14 protein-coding genes are annotated in these 16,556 nt (G+C 42.0%); 5 read left to right on the top strand and 9 right to left on the bottom strand.

Features of this window, described 5'->3' with window-relative positions:
* Positions 1 to 209: 209 nt before the first annotated feature.
* The 5 genes from P2W71_RS23355 to P2W71_RS23335 are packed head-to-tail and all read right to left on the bottom strand — an operon-like array spanning position 210 to position 5,544.
* Positions 210 to 1,307 (bottom strand): AMP-binding protein, encoded by a 1,098-nt coding sequence (locus tag P2W71_RS23355; protein ID WP_276373824.1) that lies wholly within the window; start codon positions 1,305 to 1,307, stop codon positions 210 to 212.
* A 26-nt stretch (positions 1,308 to 1,333) separates the two neighbouring features.
* Positions 1,334 to 2,158 carry a 1,4-dihydroxy-2-naphthoyl-CoA synthase gene (gene menB, locus P2W71_RS23350; protein ID WP_276373823.1) on the bottom strand — a complete coding sequence of 275 codons (825 nt, stop codon included), beginning with the start codon at positions 2,156 to 2,158 and terminating at the stop codon, positions 1,334 to 1,336.
* On the bottom strand, positions 2,148 to 3,881 hold the full coding sequence (menD, locus tag P2W71_RS23345) for a 2-succinyl-5-enolpyruvyl-6-hydroxy-3-cyclohexene-1-carboxylic-acid synthase (RefSeq protein WP_276373822.1): 1,734 nt from the start codon (positions 3,879 to 3,881) through the stop codon (positions 2,148 to 2,150). Before menD ends, menB begins: the two co-directional genes overlap by 11 nt.
* A gap of 28 nt (positions 3,882 to 3,909) precedes the next feature.
* A complete protein-coding gene (locus P2W71_RS23340; RefSeq protein ID WP_276373821.1) occupies positions 3,910 to 5,112 on the bottom strand; it encodes a chorismate-binding protein in 1,203 nt (400 codons plus the stop codon).
* A 6-nt stretch (positions 5,113 to 5,118) separates the two neighbouring features.
* Positions 5,119 to 5,544 carry a hotdog fold thioesterase gene (locus P2W71_RS23335; RefSeq protein ID WP_276373820.1) on the bottom strand — a complete coding sequence of 142 codons (426 nt, stop codon included), beginning with the start codon at positions 5,542 to 5,544 and terminating at the stop codon, positions 5,119 to 5,121.
* Positions 5,545 to 5,613: 69 nt separating this feature from the next.
* On the opposite strand from P2W71_RS23335, the gene P2W71_RS23330 reads away from it, so the two are divergent.
* The gene (locus tag P2W71_RS23330) at positions 5,614 to 6,234 is read left to right on the top strand and encodes a histidine phosphatase family protein (protein ID WP_276373819.1); all 621 of its coding nucleotides are present in this window, start codon (positions 5,614 to 5,616) and stop codon (positions 6,232 to 6,234) included.
* Here the strand turns inward: P2W71_RS23330 and P2W71_RS23325 are convergent.
* The 3 genes from P2W71_RS23325 to P2W71_RS23315 are packed head-to-tail and all read right to left on the bottom strand — an operon-like array spanning position 6,216 to position 9,630.
* Positions 6,216 to 7,709, bottom strand: a complete 1,494-nt coding sequence (locus tag P2W71_RS23325; protein ID WP_276373818.1) for a hypothetical protein — start codon at positions 7,707 to 7,709, stop codon at positions 6,216 to 6,218. The two genes, P2W71_RS23330 and P2W71_RS23325, sit on opposite strands and share 19 nt — an antisense overlap.
* A 7-nt stretch (positions 7,710 to 7,716) precedes the next feature.
* A complete protein-coding gene (locus tag P2W71_RS23320) occupies positions 7,717 to 8,520 on the bottom strand; it encodes a C4-type zinc ribbon domain-containing protein (protein WP_276373817.1) in 804 nt (267 codons plus the stop codon).
* A 3-nt stretch (positions 8,521 to 8,523) separates the two neighbouring features.
* The gene (locus P2W71_RS23315) at positions 8,524 to 9,630 is read right to left on the bottom strand and encodes a Nif3-like dinuclear metal center hexameric protein (protein ID WP_276373816.1); all 1,107 of its coding nucleotides are present in this window, start codon (positions 9,628 to 9,630) and stop codon (positions 8,524 to 8,526) included.
* A gap of 59 nt (positions 9,631 to 9,689) precedes the next feature.
* On the opposite strand from P2W71_RS23315, the gene lpxK reads away from it, so the two are divergent.
* Genes lpxK through P2W71_RS23300 form a run of 3 tightly spaced genes read left to right on the top strand, consistent with a single transcriptional unit; the run spans position 9,690 to position 13,349 of the window.
* Positions 9,690 to 10,727, top strand: a complete 1,038-nt coding sequence (lpxK, locus tag P2W71_RS23310; RefSeq protein ID WP_276373815.1) for a tetraacyldisaccharide 4'-kinase — start codon at positions 9,690 to 9,692, stop codon at positions 10,725 to 10,727.
* Positions 10,717 to 12,690 carry a putative porin gene (locus P2W71_RS23305; RefSeq protein ID WP_276373814.1) on the top strand — a complete coding sequence of 658 codons (1,974 nt, stop codon included), beginning with the start codon at positions 10,717 to 10,719 and terminating at the stop codon, positions 12,688 to 12,690. The genes lpxK and P2W71_RS23305 overlap by 11 nt, the downstream gene beginning before the upstream one ends.
* Positions 12,691 to 12,743: 53 nt before the next feature.
* Positions 12,744 to 13,349 carry a tRNA-(ms[2]io[6]A)-hydroxylase gene (locus P2W71_RS23300; RefSeq protein WP_276373813.1) on the top strand — a complete coding sequence of 202 codons (606 nt, stop codon included), beginning with the start codon at positions 12,744 to 12,746 and terminating at the stop codon, positions 13,347 to 13,349.
* 530 nt (positions 13,350 to 13,879) lie between these two features.
* On the opposite strand, the gene P2W71_RS23295 is transcribed toward P2W71_RS23300, so the two are convergent.
* Entirely contained in the window at positions 13,880 to 15,139 is a 1,260-nt protein-coding gene (locus P2W71_RS23295) for an asparagine synthetase B (protein WP_276373812.1), read from the bottom strand.
* Between the two features lie 180 nt (positions 15,140 to 15,319).
* Between P2W71_RS23295 and P2W71_RS23290 the strand changes: the two genes are divergently transcribed.
* Positions 15,320 to 16,555 carry an ABC transporter permease gene (locus P2W71_RS23290; protein WP_276373811.1) on the top strand — a complete coding sequence of 412 codons (1,236 nt, stop codon included), beginning with the start codon at positions 15,320 to 15,322 and terminating at the stop codon, positions 16,553 to 16,555.
* Position 16,556 lies beyond the last annotated feature (1 nt).

The following is a 16,556-nucleotide window of genomic DNA, read 5'->3' as shown; positions in this document are numbered from 1 at the left end:
GTGTTTTAAGACCTGTTGCAATAGGGCGGGATCTTAAAACCAACCCGAGACAATCAAATCTAAATAAAAAAATTGATAACGATGTAACCAAGTTGGGCAGACAAATTGGTATAGAATAACAAATACCGATGAACAACCTTTAAAGCCAGTTAGAAACAATGATTTCAAGACGAGTTTTTTAGGGTAATTTCCCAAAATGGGGTGTTCTGTCAGATCTGGTTATGCATCATTTGGACCGTTTTCCTGCGATCTATTTTTCCGTTTTGAGTAAAAACAAATTTGACGTTATCGTATATATTTTTTGGAACTTCATACGGTGCTAAAATTTTTTTCAAGCGTTCGTAAAGGTCTGTCGAATCAAACGCAAGACTACCCTCCACAAGCAAGATAACTTTATTGCCAAATTTTGGGTCAGGCAAACTTGAAATCAAAAACTTGTTACCAATTTTCACTTCATCAAAAAGCTTCCCGATTTCAGCCTCTATTCTCTCTGGTATCAGTTTTATACCGCCTGTATTAATCAGGTTGTCAGACCGTCCTAACCATTTAAAATGGTGTTCATCTTGGATCTGGACGATATCATTGGTGATGATTTTTTCGGATAGATAAGGTGCCGTTATCTCCAGGCATCCCCGAAGATCGGTATTGATCTTTATTCCAGGAAGTACTTTGAAATAGCCGGAGGCCAATGGTCCGTTCACTGCCTGTAGCGCAATGTGCGATATTGTTTCAGTCATCCCATAGGTTGCGTAGACGTGACCGGTAAATTGAGCTAGTGATTTTTGCGCCTCGTGCGTTAACGCGGCGCCACCAACAAGAATATTTCTAACTGAATTCAGCCTGTGGGCATATTTAGAAGAAATGACTTCATATACCTGGAAAGGTACAAGTGCAGCGAAATCGATAGGCACGTCGGATTGAATATCGCGAAAGGGATTTGCCGAAGGATCAACGGCTACGATCTTCATGTCAGTAGTGAAACTTCTTACTAACATCATTTTTCCCGCAATGTATTCTGTGTCAAGACATACCAATGCAGTTTCTCCCGCTCGTAGATGAAGGGCCTGCTGGGTTAACTGAGCGCTAGCCACCATTTGTTTGCGATATATCGCGATAGATTTTGGTATGCCCGTTGAGCCGCTCGTGTTTTGTATATATTCATCCTGCTCATTAAACCAACTTCGGATAAACGAAAAAGTACTTATTTCAAAAGGAGACAGTGGCTCAGCTACCGCCGTAAGGATATGATCAAGTTTGATCTCTCGTCCATTAATTGTAATTGAATTAAAGGAATAAGCTGATCTCATTTATTTGGCTCGCGTGATGCAAATGACTAAGGGAACTTTGGATATTTTGACCAATCAGGATCCCGTTTCTCAAGAAAAGCATTTTTACCTTCTTTTGCCTCATCACTAAGATAATATAACAGCGTAGCATTGCCAGCGAGTTCCTGGATGCCAGCCTGTCCGTCCAGTTCAGCATTAAAAGAGCTTTTCAGCATGCGCAAGGCAAGAGGGCTTTTCTTTAAGATTTTCCTGGCCCACGCCACATAAGTTTCTTCCAGCAAATCAAGTGGAACCACCTTATTTACCAACCCCATGTCTAGTGCTTCTTTAGCATCATATTGGTCGCACAGAAACCAAATTTCCCTTGCTTTTTTTTGTCCTACGATCCTTGCCAAATAGGACGCACCAAAACCGCCGTCAAAGCTTCCTACCTTTGGACCCGTTTGGCCGAACCGAGCGTTTTCTGCAGCGATCGTAAGATCGCAGACGACGTGTAGCACATGTCCGCCTCCGATAGCCCAGCCTGCAACGGCAGCGATAACAGGTTTAGGTATTGACCGAATGATCTTTTGCAGATCCAAAACGTTTAAACGTGGCGTTGTATCTTCACCCACGTAACCTCCATGACCTCTAACACTTTGATCGCCACCACTACAAAATGCTTTTCCGCCTTCTCCAGTAATGATGATAACGCCAACTTCTTTGTCTTCCCGACAAATGTACATGGCGTCAATCATTTCATTTATTGTTAATGGAGTAAAAGCATTATGAACCTGTGGACGGTTAATGCTTATGCGTGCTATGCCTTCGAATTTATGGAAAACAATTTCTTTATATTCTTTGACTGGCTTCCAGGGAAATTTATAATTCATAACTCTTTCTTATTTTTTGTTTGAGATTATCGAATATTTTTTTGTTCATCATCAGATCTGATTCAAGCTCCAATAGTTTGGGTTTGCCATCGAATTCGAAAAAATCACGGACTACGTTTTTGAGCTTTCGTCTATTATCGACCTTCAAATATTCTATTCCAAACTCATTGCAAAGATTTTTTGCGTTAAGCCTTTGATCAGTAATAAAATATTCCTTTGCCTCTGGTACGTCACCGGGACCATCGATCATCTTAAAAATAATGCCACCATGATTGTTCAGAACTAATGCACGGAAGTGAGGCAGCGCATAATTATGCCAGAATGCATTCCGATCATAGAAAAAAGCTAAATCGCCTGTAACCAGAACATTCGGAATGTTGCTGGTGAGACTGTGGCCAATGGAAGTGCTGGTACATCCATCAATACCGCTTGTACCACGATTAGCAAACACTTTAATTGTATGTTGGTGACTGGTTAAACCGATAAAATTCGCATAACGCACACTCATGCTGTTAGCAACGTGGAGGTTGCTGCCTGGAGGAACGTTGCCGATAATTTCCTTCACCAATTCAAGCTCACCCAAATCATCACATGGAAAATATTCATTTAATACTCTGCATGCTCGTCTCTCTTCAACTTCCCACAATTTATTATAGTTGTTTTGTTTCTGAGTTTCGAAATTATTTTGCTGGGGAATTGAACTCAGAAAATCAAAAAAATGAACGGGTGATGTACGAATGATCTTAGTGATCGATTGAAATGTATCCGCGACGAAGCCCGCATGCTGAATGTGCCAATGTTCTGCGGGTTTATATTTACGTAGGAATAGTTTTAGGTTTTTGGAAATCGTTGAGTCTCCAAATGTAATTAACAGGTCTGGTTTGAGTGTCTTCAGAATTTCCTCGGGGCATTGTCCCAGAAATAAATCAGCATGTCTAACAGTTTTTTCGATGGGATGGAGATTGGAAATAATGTCCCCGACAATAGGTACATTGTGAATTGAGAAAAATCTATTCAGCGAATGAGTGATTGGTTCATCAAAATCGAGTTGACCTGCAACCAGTAAAACATTATGAAATTGGAACCACGCGTCACTGATGAGTTTCTTTTGACTATCGTCCAGCGTACCAGGGGAAGCATTATCCTCCATAACACGAATAGCGTCTGAGAAAAATACTTGTTCGTTGGCAGCCGGATACAGTGGTTCCCTGAAAGGAACGTTAATATGTACCGGTCCTTGCGGCTCTTGTCGTGAAAAATTAATGGCTTCATTGACCATTCTGGTAATGGCCCAAACGTTATCCTGGTGCTCGTATTCCTGGGGAAGTTGATAAGATTTTTTAACGTGTTTTCCGAAAACATCTGTCTGAAAAATCGTTTGGCCGTCTTGCTGACCTATCCACTCCGTTGGGCGATCAGCGGTAAAAACCACCAAGGGCCTTTTGCTGAAATATGCTTCTGCCACTGCCGGAGAAAAATTGCAGGCCGCCGTTCCAGAAGTACATAACAAAATCGCCGGTTGCTTCAACTGTTGCGATATTCCCAATGCGATAAAAGCCGCACTTCGTTCATCGCTTATCGTTCTGCATTGGATATTCGGATGTCGTGTAAAAGCCAATGTCAGTGGGGCGCACCTGGAACCAGGACATAAAACCGCCTGTGTCAATCCTTTCTTCGCACACAGGTTAGCAATGTCATAAATGGATTGGAAGCGTGCGATCATTTTAATTCCATCATGGTCAATAAAACAATTATTTGATAACTTTTAACAAGGTATTCAACTTCAATTCGGTTTCTTCCCATTCTTTTTCTGGATTTGAATCTTGGGTAATCCCGGCTCCTGCGTAGAGAAGGGCTTTTCCAGGCAGCAACTGAAGACAACGTAAGTTTACGAAAATATCGATGCGGTTATTGAAATTCAACGGCCCAAGGTAGCCTGCGTAAAACTCGCGCTGATGACCTTCTTCCTGACGAAGAAATTTTAACGATGTGTCTAGCGGAACACCGCAGACAGCTGATGTAGGATGTAGTAGTTGAAGCATCACCGAACCTAACTGTGGAAAATTTGTGGCTTGCATATCTACGGTGAAATCCGACTTTAAGTGAATCAAATTCCCGGCAATCACTGTTCTTGGGCCATGCTCCTCGTACTCACGAAGGCGAATTTTCTTGAAGCAACTGATGATGTATCTTTCTACCAGCGCTTGCTCTTCGATGTCCTTTTGCGTCCACGCCACCGATTTCAGGTTCGTACCTTCCACATAAGGTTGTGTACCAGCGAGAGCAGTGGTTCTGAAGGTGTGTTTGTCCTCCACAGAAACAAGCAATTCGGGTGTTGCACCTAACCAGCTGCCCGTGTCAGGAATGCTGACGAAAGATATCAAAGCGTTCGAATACAGCCTGCAAAGATTTTGAAAGGCTTCACTAATATCAAACGCCTCCGAGAGCTTCACTTCTTGTCTTCTGGAAATTACGACTTTTTCAAAAGTGCCTTTTTCGATTTCACGTATTCCATCACTCACCACACGTATAAAATGATCTTTTGATGTTGATGGCGTAGGATCAATTTGCTTACAATAGATTTGAGGTTTGTTAATGAGGAAGTCCTTATTCGCTGGTACATCATTAAGGCTAACGTTAGATAAGGCTTCCCAGGCTGTCTGAGGTTGATCTAATTCACCATTTGAAAACGAAAACGATAAATCAGCTTTAAGAAAAATTCTTTGTGCAGCAGGTTCGAAAGGTGCGAAGATAAATCCTGGCGGCAGGTCTTCCAATGTAGACGTATAAGTTAATCGCTCGGGTGATTTTGAAATAGTTAGATGTGTTACCGGGTCATTCGGCAACCGCCATAATGCAACAGAAAAATTATGTTGTACGGCATAATCAATCAGGAAAGATAGGTACTCAGTTTCGGTACGCATCGATAGTGAAACTGAGGTTGATATGGCCATCGCTGTTTATTTCTTTTTCTCCAACACTGCTATTGTTATTCTACTGATACAAACCAGTTCACCGGATTCATTCGTGATGCGAATCTCCCAGATTTGAGTCTGCTTGCCAATGTGTATGGGCCGGGTTATTCCTTTCACAAATCCTTCACGAACGGCTTTAATATGGTTTGCATTAATTTCCAGGCCAACACACAACTTCGTTTCGTCGACGCAGAGCGTGGCGGCTACACTGCCTAAAGTTTCAGCCAGGGCTACCGATGCGCCGCCATGTAAAAGGCCCAAGGGTTGTTTGGTTTTGTGATCTACAGGCATGCGGGCTTCTAAAAAATCATCTCCTATGGCCGTGAATTCAATACCAATATGCTGCGTCATGGTGTTTACAGCCCATTCGTTTAGCGATTCAACTGTTTTGATTGTTTTAAAAATTCTCATAAAACTATTTCCCGGTACACTTTTGGCTGCTTAGTATTTCCTTATTTTTGCGCCCAAAATTATTGAAAATTGAACACCAAAAAAATCTACATCGTTCGCCATGGTCAAACCGACTTCAATCTGCAAAACATTGTGCAGGGGAGCGGTGTAGACAGTTCATTAAACGCACGCGGTATTGCGCAGGCGAACGCATTCTTTGAATGTTATAAGAATATTTCGTTCGATAAAATTTATACTTCTTCGCTCAAGCGTACCAAGGAGACAGTCAAGCAGTTTCTTGATTTAGGTATCCCCAATGAATCCCTATCGGGTTTAAATGAAATCTGTTGGGGATCAAAGGAAGGTTATAAGATCACGCCCGATGAGGATCAATATTACCATTACATGTTGAAGCAATGGCAATTAGGAAACACTTATCACAGAATAGAAGGTGGCGAGAGCCCGGACGACGTGGTGAAGAGAATGAAACCTGCGGTTGACCACATCATGGCTAAAACTGAGGAACAAACCGTTTTGGTTTGCATGCACGGTCGGGCAATCCGCATTTTGCTCTGCATGCTCTTAAATTATCCGCTCAAATCGATGGACATGTTTGAGCACGAGAATTTATGCTTGTATCTATTACATTTTAATGGTAGCCACTTCACTATCCGGCTTCACAATGATGTATCTCATTTACGCTTAATCTGAGCAATGGCCGATTTAGCTTTGCTATCAATGGAGTTTTTATACTCGTGCTTATTGTAAGCCATCGCTTTGTTAAAATAGTTCGTAGCTAAAGGTAGGTTTCCTTCCTCCCAAACAATGTAACCTAGCTGAAGGCAAGCATTGGGCGCGAAGTACCATGGCTCGTCGCCATTGATAGCAACGCTTTCAAGGTAATACCGCTTCGCATCCGGGATGTCATTTAACTTATGCGCTAGTCGACCTTTGCGATAATTATACTCCACCTGATCGCGCCTGGTAGGAATATCCTTTGTCTGGATAGATTCGAGAATCTGAGTGGCCTGTTCATAATATCCGCCATCCATGGCATAACGTGCTTTAGTCAATTGGATGTGAGGTAATTCTGTTTCTGCTAAACATCTCGCCGCGTGTTTATCTGCTTCCGAAGCCTCTCTGCCTAAAGATTTTGCGACTTTAAAGGTGGCTTGCGCATCATTTGTATTTCCATTTAACCAATAGCAAAGGCCGATTTTATAATGAGCATCTTTGATACAGTTTTGACCCCGGTAATTGTTAATGAACCAACGGTAGGACGAAATGGAATTCAAATATTCACCTTTGTGTAAGTAGATCTCAGCCCGTAAGTAATCTGCAAAATAAATTGATAAACCTTCGCTTTGCTTGTGGAGGCTATCAAGCATACTCAACGCAAGTTCGCTTTGGGCATTCTTCATTGCCAGCGCGCTTCCCAGAAAAAGCGCCAGTCTGTTTTTAGGGTGTGTTCCGAGCACGTTCTTCAATTCAAGTATACCTTCGCCTGTTTGCAGTAAAAAGCCCTGTATTAAAGCATGTATGAGCTGCGCCTCGAAAGCGAGGTGACTGTCTGATTTGCGTATGCTCTCCAATTCCTCGAAGCCTGCCTTTGTTGACCCTTCCATATTGAGGAGGTTAAGTACCCAGTTGTACTTTCGGGGCACAGACCCGATCATGACTTCCAATAATCCAGACGTCTTTTTAACGGCCAGGAACCAGGGGAACTTCCGTTTAATCTCTGCAATGGTAAGATAGGCCTCCCGAAGATTCAACGCGGCGTCGAATTCATGACCAAATTTTAAATACACGAAGGCCCATTGCATGCGGATCTCAGCTTGCAAAAACATATCATCAGGAATATTGGTCTTTGTCTTTCGATCCAAGCGGGCAGTGAAATGATCTTCATATTCTGAAAATTTTTCCTTGTCTTCCGTGATCAACAATTCGAGCGCTTCAGCCAGTGCAGCGACATAATGCTGATGCGTTGTTTCAGGGTTAGGAAGAAGTCGATGTACCTCTTCTAATTGTAAATTTAGCGTAAGCAGGTAGGCTTTATGCGTTTCTTCATCAAATGCCCATTGACTTTCCGATGGTAGGGAAATCTCTTTCGAAAATACGTGTGGAACCAGAATGGATAGAAATAAAAAAAGGCAGACCAGAATGGCTGCCTTTTTTATATCGTTCATGAAAATCTTATTCAACTTTTTTACCTCTTCTTGGTGCTGGTACTGCGACTTTAGCCGATTTTGGTTTATCGCCTTCATCAAGCGAATCCATGTCAACGTCTGCTAAGATACGACCAGAATGCTCATCGATCACAATTTTCTTTTTCTCGCGGATTTCAGCAATTTTTTGAGGAGGTATCACAATGTTACAGCCTTCAGCAGCGCCACGGACAACACGCACAACAGCAAGTCCATTGGTCAGGCTTCCACGTAATCTTTCGTAGTATTTAAGAAGTTTATCTTCGATTTTTTTGGAGGCTTTTTCGCGTTCAGCTAACAGTCTTTTTTCTTCTTCGTGGCTTTCGGCAAGGATGCCGTCGAGTTCTCTTTTCTTAGTATCGAGGTGATCACCCCGTTCTTTAATCTGAAGGTTGATTTTTTCGATTTCGTCCTTCTTTGCTATAATATTTTCTTTACCCTCTTTAATTTTCTTTTCGCAAATCTGGATTTCAAGTTCCTGGAGTTCGATTTCTTTTGTGATGGCGTCAAATTCGCGGTTGTTTCTAACGTTCTTTTGTTGCTCAGTATATTTTTTTATCAGTTTTTCAGCTTCTTTAATCCCCTCTTTATTCTTTTTTATCCCTTCTTCGATGTCTTTTTGCTCTAACTCGTATTTCGTTTGCCTTGTTTTGTACCCCTCAATTTCATCTTCCAGGTCTTGAACCTCATCGGGAAGATCGCCTCTCAGCTTTTTAAGTTCGTCTAATTTGGTATCGATGAACTGTAGTTTTACTAGTGCTTCGAGCTTCTGTGCAACTGATTGATTTTCCATTCGTTATATATAGCTTGTTGGATTAGTCTGGGTTTTTGAAAAAATGATCGCAAAAGTATGAAATTTTTTCATTAAAACATCCATTATTAGTTCTTTGGTAAAAACCTCGCTTTCATAATGGCCGATATCTGCAATGGTAATCTGACCATCTGCATCAAAGAATTCATGATATTTGACGTCCGCAGTAATAAAAATATCTGCTCCGGCTTGAATTGCTTTTGGGAGCAGGAAGCTTCCGGAGCCTCCACAAACCGCGATTTTCTGTATTTTACGAGGAGGCAGGGCTGTGTGTCGGATGACGGTTAAATCCATACTATTTTTTAAACTTCGTAGAAAATCTAAAGGTTCCATTGGGGTGCTGAGATCACCAATCATACCTGTCCCAACTTCCTGATTTTCGTTTAACAACGGTGAGATATAGTAAGCGACTTCTTCATAGGGGTGAGCCTCCTTAAGGGTATTTAAAAGTTTCTTTTTCAGATGAGCAGGGAATATCATCTCTACCCTGATTTCATTTACCAGGGTTTGCTTATTTCGTTCACCGATATATGGATCAGTGGCTTCGGTCGGCAGAAATGTGCCCACGCCTTCGGACTGGAAGCTGCAATTCTTGTATTCACCAATCTGACCGGCACCCGCAGCGTAAAGCGCAGCAGTCACTTGCCCGGCATACTCGGTCGGGATAAAGGTGATGAGTTTGTTTAGCGTATCGGGTTTTGGTGACAGTATTCTGATATTATGAAGACCAATCTTGTCACATATCTTTTTATTGACACCGGTGTGCACGTTATCCAGGTTGGTGTGAATGGCATAAATGGCAATATCATGTTTGATGGCCTTTATTATGGTGCGCTCAACATAATTGCTTCCCGTTAATTTTTTTATTCCTCTGAAAAGGATTGGATGATGCGCAATAATTAGGTTGCATCCGGATGCAATCGCCTCTTGAACAACGTCTTCAGTACAGTCAAGCGTAACTAGCACACCTTGTATCACTGTGGATAAATCGCCGGTAATAAGGCCAGAATTATCATAGGATTCCTGATAACTTAATGGCGCCCATTCCTCCAGGTAACGGGTTACATCTTTTATTTTTATACTTGCGTCCATGAAGCCTGTCTATTGCCGTAGCAAGTTAAAGGTTGAAAGTTAAGGTTTAAAAGCTAAAAATGATTTTACTAAGGATTTTGCTGTTTCCTTTTTCCTGGCTTTACTATTTGATCACTCAAATCAGGAACAGACTTTATGATTTGGGATTTACGGCATCTGTAAAGTTTGACCTGCCTGTTATCTGTGTCGGCAATCTTACCGTAGGAGGTACGGGAAAAACACCGATGATTGAACATTTAATCAGGATGCTTCAAAACAACTATAAGGTAGCAACCCTCAGCCGCGGATATGCACGAAGAACCAAAGGTATCAGAATTGCCGGGCCCTCCGATAACGCGCTGACGCTGGGCGATGAACCTTTTCAGTTCTACGCAAAATTTGGAAAACGAATTACGGTGGCAGTGGGTGAGGAACGGGCGCTGGCCATTCCAACTATATTGCAGGAGCGTCCTGAAACACAAGTAATTCTCCTGGACGATGGATTTCAGCACAGAAAAGTCACGCCAGGTTTCTCCATTCTGTTAACGGATTATTTCAGACCATTTTATAAAGATTTTTTACTTCCATCTGGTCGGCTGCGTGAAAGCAAAGGCAGCGCTAACAGGGCCGATGTAATTGTAGTCACTAAATGTCCCTATGAGATTTCAGAAGATGAAATGATCTATATTGAAAAATCTATTCGGGACTACGCCGAAAAACCAGTCTTTTTTACCAACATACGCTACGGACACCCTACACCGTTTTTAAATACATCAGGTTCACCATCGCAGGAGGTGGTCCTGATCACTGGCATCGGCAACTCAAAGCCATTGGTCACATTTGTAAAGCAGAACTATACGTTAGTTAAGCACATCGCCTTCAACGATCACCATACCTATACGGAACACGATATTGCATCGTTGATTGCATTAAGAAACGCAAACGCCAACCTGAGTTTTATCACTACCGAAAAAGATAAGGTCAAGATCGATATTCCTCAGTTTCAAAATTTAACAAAAGAACTTTTAATGTTTTATATACCTATTGAAGTGGATTTCATAAAAGGTGGAAAGGATTTTGATGAAATCGTGCTAAACATGGTTAAGCGTGGCCTATAGAAATAATTTCTTTAACGTTCCAGGAAAGATCATTAACCGATTAATTTTGCACGTGCATTTTTTACGACTCATCGTTTTCGCCTTATTTTTTACGGGGATGTACCTAAATCTGTCGGCGCAGGATGAAGAACCACGACGGCGAGGTTCCCGCATCATTGATGACACGACCAAGCAGGTGTATGGTCCCAAGACATCGAAATATTATTTTGAAAAGGATGTATTTTTTAACCGGATCACCTATCATCCGATTGACACCGCGATCAGAAATTTCCATCGGTATAATTATATTCAACGGCATAATAACCTTTACCAGGACCTCGGTAATATCGGTACGGCTATCCGGCCTATTTTCTATCAAGTACCCGACATAATAGGCGTGACTTCAGGATTCGACGCCTACAATCTTTATTGGGACGATGAACAAATTCGCTATTTCGATACCAAGTCTCCTTACTCAAATATTCGCGCAACGCTAGGGGGGAAGGGCCGTTCAATGACCAGGGTAACCTTCAGCAGAAATATCACGCCTCAATGGAATTTCGGATTTAACTATCGCGCCTTGCTAATTGATAAACAAATACAACGGCAGGGAAAGGGTGACAGAAATGTGCGCGGTACGTATTATGATATTTATACTTCTTATCAATCTCCCGACAGTGCATATCGGGTAATGTTTAATTATCGAAGAAATAATCATGAGTCGGATGAATATGGAGGCATTGTTGATAATGCCGATGAATTTGAATATAAGGATTACTTTTTTATCAATGCACAACCCTTTCTGCAGGATGCAGCAAGCCGTGAGCTGCGGATGAATGCACATTTGTATCACCAATATGAGATAGGCAAAGCGTTGCAATTATACCATACTTTCGATCGATACAGACAAGGAAATCAGTTTTTGGATGGCCCCTCGGATAATGAATATTACGATTATTTCGACAGACAAATGGATACCACAAAAACGTGGGATAAGGTTAAGTTTAAATATGTCAGGAACGAGGTTGGTATAAAAGGAAATCTGCTAAAGCTCTTTTACAATGGTTATTATGCGATCCGGGATTACACCTTTACCAACAATCACATTGATACCACGGGCACTCAGATCTCTGGTGTAGAAAGCTACATCGGAGGCAGGATGTCCCTTCATTTGGATTCGATCGGAGAAATAACCGGCTGGGTAGAAGTACAGCAAGAGGGTAACTTCAGGATTGATGGACAGATAAAAAGCAAGTGGTTTGAGGGTTCCATTAAGCAAGTACAATATGCGCCCAGCTTGTTACAGCAGGGATACCGTGGAAGCCATGATTCCTGGACCAACGCGTTTAGCAATGTGAATGCTACTGAGATCAATGGCTATTTACATTATAATTCGAAAATATTGAAGGTTTCTCCCGGGCTGAGTTTTACAAGATTAGGTAACTATATTTTTTTTAAGGAAGACGCCATTTCGGATGGACAACGCGTTTTACCTATACAGTCGTCAGGCCAACAGGTAATCGTTTCTCCTGAGTTAAAATTCTCGTTTACATTTATGCGGCATATCAATTTGTCTAGTCAGATTATCTATTCAAAAGTTTTAGACAACCCGGACAACGCCATTCAGCTTCCGGATTTATTTATCAATGCGCAGTTATCCTACGAAAATATTTTCTTCAATGGAAATCTTGATATGCATGCCGGCGTCGATGTTCATTACAAATCGTCCTACTATCCGTTGGCCTATGATGTACCTATTCAGCAGTTTTATGTCCAACAACAAATAACCGGTGAGGCCATAAAGGTGCCGGAATTCCCGATCGTAGATATATTCTTTAGTGCACGAATTAAACGGGGACGAATTTTTTTTAAGTATCATAACCTGATGCAAGCTTTTACAAAACAAGGTTACATGTTGACACCTGGATACCCGGGACAACGCAATATTATTGACTTTGGGTTTGATTGGTCATTTTATGATTGATCTGCTGAGGACAAATTCAGTTTATTAAGAGAGTGCTATTATTTTGAACAAGGATGAAAATAGCTAAAGATAAATTCACGCTTGGGCTAGAGCTTCCATCGGATCCGCGATGGATCGATGTTGCTAAAAAGAATATCAAAGATATCCTGATCGATCATGCATACTGTGAACAAAAGGCAGCTTCGTCGTGCATATCGCTGATCATACAACATCCGGACCGGGAAAAACTCGTTGAGATGCTGGCGCCGGTAGTAAAAGAAGAATGGGAACATTTCGAACGAGTGCTGGCAGAATTAAAAAAGCGAGGTTTCACTTTAGGTCCGCAGCGAAAGGATGAGTATGTAGAGGAACTAACAAAATTTGTGAAGAAAGGTGGAAGCCGCGAACAACACCTGGTGGAAAAATTGTTGTTAAATGCCTTGATCGAGGCACGAAGCTGTGAGCGGTTTAAGATGCTTTGGAAAACTATTCCTGATAAAGAGCTTTCAGAGTTCTATCACGAATTGATGATTTCCGAAGCAGGTCATTACAAGAACTTTCTGCAACTCGCCAAGGAATATCTTCCTGAAGATGTGGTGATGAGACGTTGGGAAGAATGGTTAGGATACGAAGCCGGTATTATGAAGCAGCTGGAGGTGAGGGGCGATCGAATACATTAACACAAAGTCAAACCACTTCTCTCAATTTTTAGTGCTCGGGCCAACAAATTTTAAATACATGTAATAGGCAAATTATATGTCATCCCTAACGGGATTCGGTTCGGGTGCGGGTTGATTTCTACCGATATATCATCCCTAGCGGGATTGACGTAGTGCATGAAGGAATTGACAGTAAAAATTTATTGGCTGCTATGATTCTAGTCCATCTCATTTTGTATCATATTTTCGTTACAACATTGAGTCAATTAGGGAAATATCATCGTTAGATACTAAATATTGCTAACGCGCATTTTGGGGAATTAAGCGAGTGCCGTAGTGCATGATATACAACACTTGAGAAAAGGGGTTTGACAACTTATCTGATCTCATGCCGCTCACCTTACTCTTGTTACAGCATTCAATTTGACCTAGGCAGATATCGGTGCCTTTAGCATCAAATATCGGTAGCACGTATTGGAGTGTTTAGTGAGTGCCGCAGGCATGATATATAAAACCGCGAACGGGATTAGGTGAGAAGTCGTTTACCGTTCTCAGGTCTTTTGTTTTTTCTTCTTCGCCGCGGGGAACAATACATTGTTCAGGATCAATCGATACCCAGGAGAATTTGGATGTTGATTCAGGTCCGTCGGTTCTTCACCTACCTGATGTTGATAATCTTCCGGGTCATGTCCTCCATAATAGGTAAAGAAACCTTTACCTAACACACCATGGATGTATTTTGCTTCTTTGATTTCTTTGTTTTCCCCCATCACTAAAACATCCGGTTTGATCAGATTCTTTTTGAAGCCGGTGGTCTGACCAAAAAATCCACTGATGACGCGCGTGTGATTTTGCGTTAACATTGTCGGTATGGGATCCCATTTTGCTGAAAATTCAAACAAGGAAAAGTAATCGTTATCCTGACGTAGTCCGCGTTCACTTGGCTGATTATCGATGTCTGAAAATTCATATTGATATGGATCACGAACCAACCGAAAATCCGAGAATGCCAATGTGTTATCATAATGAAGCTTCTCTTGTGCTTGAGGATCTGCAGGGTCTCCATCATACATGCGTTCACAGATGTCTACACCCTCAGCAGCGAGCGCAATATCGTAGGTGTCTGTAGCGGAGCACATGGCAAAAAGAAATCCGCCCCCCGTAATAAATTCCTTTGTCTTCTTGACCACGGCGAGCTTGAGTTGAGATACCTTATGGAACCCAAATTTCTGCGCAATCGCTTCTGACTCTTGTTGTTGTTCAATGTACCACGGCATGTTGCTATACTGGCCATAAAACTTTCCGTACTGCCCCGTAAAATCTTCATGGTGAAGGTGCAGCCAGTCATATTTGACGAGCGCTCCATTCATGACCTCTTCATCAAAAATGATATCGTAAGGAATTTCGGCGTAGGTTAATACCAACGTTACGGCGTCATCCCACGGTTGTTTTGATTTTGGGGAATAGACAGCAATGCGCGGATATTTCTCCAGCTTCATGATGTCGTAATTCAGTGCAGGGCTCGCGATTTCAGATATGATTTGATTCGTTTGAGCACTGGAAATGATTTCAAAGCTTACACCCCTGACTACCAGCTCGTTTTGAATCGCCGGATGGTAGTTGCACATGAAGCTTCCTCCGCGGTAATTTAACAGCCAGTCAACCTCCATATCACTTTTCAGTATCCAATAGGCGATGCCATAGGCTTTTAGGTGGTTAGATTGTTTTTCATCCATTGGAATCAGGATGGAATTTGCGCTCACCCCCAGAGATGCCAATAAAAAATATATCAGAATGGCCCTACGCTTCATACACTTGCCCGTTTATAGATTAATAAATTTACGTGGCTGGGATGTATTATCATTCATTATTTATGGAATATACCCAATTTTGGTGATCAACCCCAAAAAATTAGCTGTGAACTGTAACATCCTGGCCTTTTAATCAACGTATAAGGATACTATTATTGTTTTGCAATTTATTTAGCTGGCATGAATTTACTTGAGAATGTTCGGGAAGGTCTTCGCTCCGTACGCGCGAACTTGTTAAGATCGGTGATCACGGCGCTGATTGTCACCATTGGTATTACCGCGCTGATTAGTGTGTCGACTGCGATTGATGCCGCCCAACGATCCGTTAGTGAGGGGCTGTCGGCGTTAGGTTCTAATACGTTTGACATCAGGTCAAGGGTTAACCGGGGAGGAACGATGCAGGGCGTAACGCAAAAAAATTATCCCCCATTGCTATTAAATGAGACCATGAGGTTTATTGATCAATACCGTGTGAGCGCAACAATAAGTCTTTCGGCAAACCTGACGCAAATTGCCGAGGTAAAACATCTTTCGAATAAAACCAATCCAAACATCAATGCGATGGGTGTCAACGAAGGATATCTCGCTATTAAAAATCTAAACTTGAGCAGGGGACGAAATTTTTCAAATTTTGAAATCGATAATGGCAAGCAGGTTGTGATCCTCGGTCACTCGGTGTACAAAGTTTTATTCAAGGAAAATGAAGACCCCCTGAATCAAAAAATTTCTTTCTCTGGAACGCAGTTTAAAGTGATCGGAGTGCTGGAAGAAAAAGGACAGTCGTTGGAGGATAACTTTGATAACATGGTATTCATTCCAATCAGGTTGGCGAATCAGATGGCAAAGGGTCAGGGACTTGAGTACAGGCTAACCGTTAGCATTGTTGATCCTTCACAGCTGGAATATGCCATGGGTGAAGCAACAGGAGTGATGCGTTCCATTCGCAGAGATCAGGCGGGAAAGGAAAATTCATTTGAACTAGAGAGTAGCGAAGCTTTGAAAGAACGTACACAACAGATCATTGGTTATTTCAGAATTGGGGGTGTTGTCATCGGATTTATAACACTCTTGGGAGCCTCCATTGCATTGATGAACATTATGCTGGTATCTGTAACAGAACGGACCCGGGAGATCGGTGTTCGTAAAGCGCTTGGTGCTACGCCACTGCGCATCAGGCAACAGTTTGTGATCGAAGCGATCGTAGTTTGTTTGCTCGGTGGCATCCTGGGTATTATCCTTGGAATTGTTGTAGGCAATTTCTTCGGTGGTTTTCTCGGCAGCGATTCTTATTTCATTCCTTGGTTCTGGATATTTGTGGGGTTCGCTGTTTGTATTGCCGTGGGTCTGATCTCCGGATTTTATCCTGCTCACAAGGCATCGAAGCTGGATCCGATCGAGTCGCTACGCTTCGAATAAA

The sequence above is a fragment of the Chryseolinea sp. H1M3-3 genome (genome assembly GCF_029360725.1).
Taxonomy (GTDB): Bacteria; Bacteroidota; Bacteroidia; order Cytophagales; family Cyclobacteriaceae; genus Chryseolinea.
Note: the sequence above shows the minus strand (reverse complement) of the source record. Positions and strands in the feature narration are given on the sequence as shown.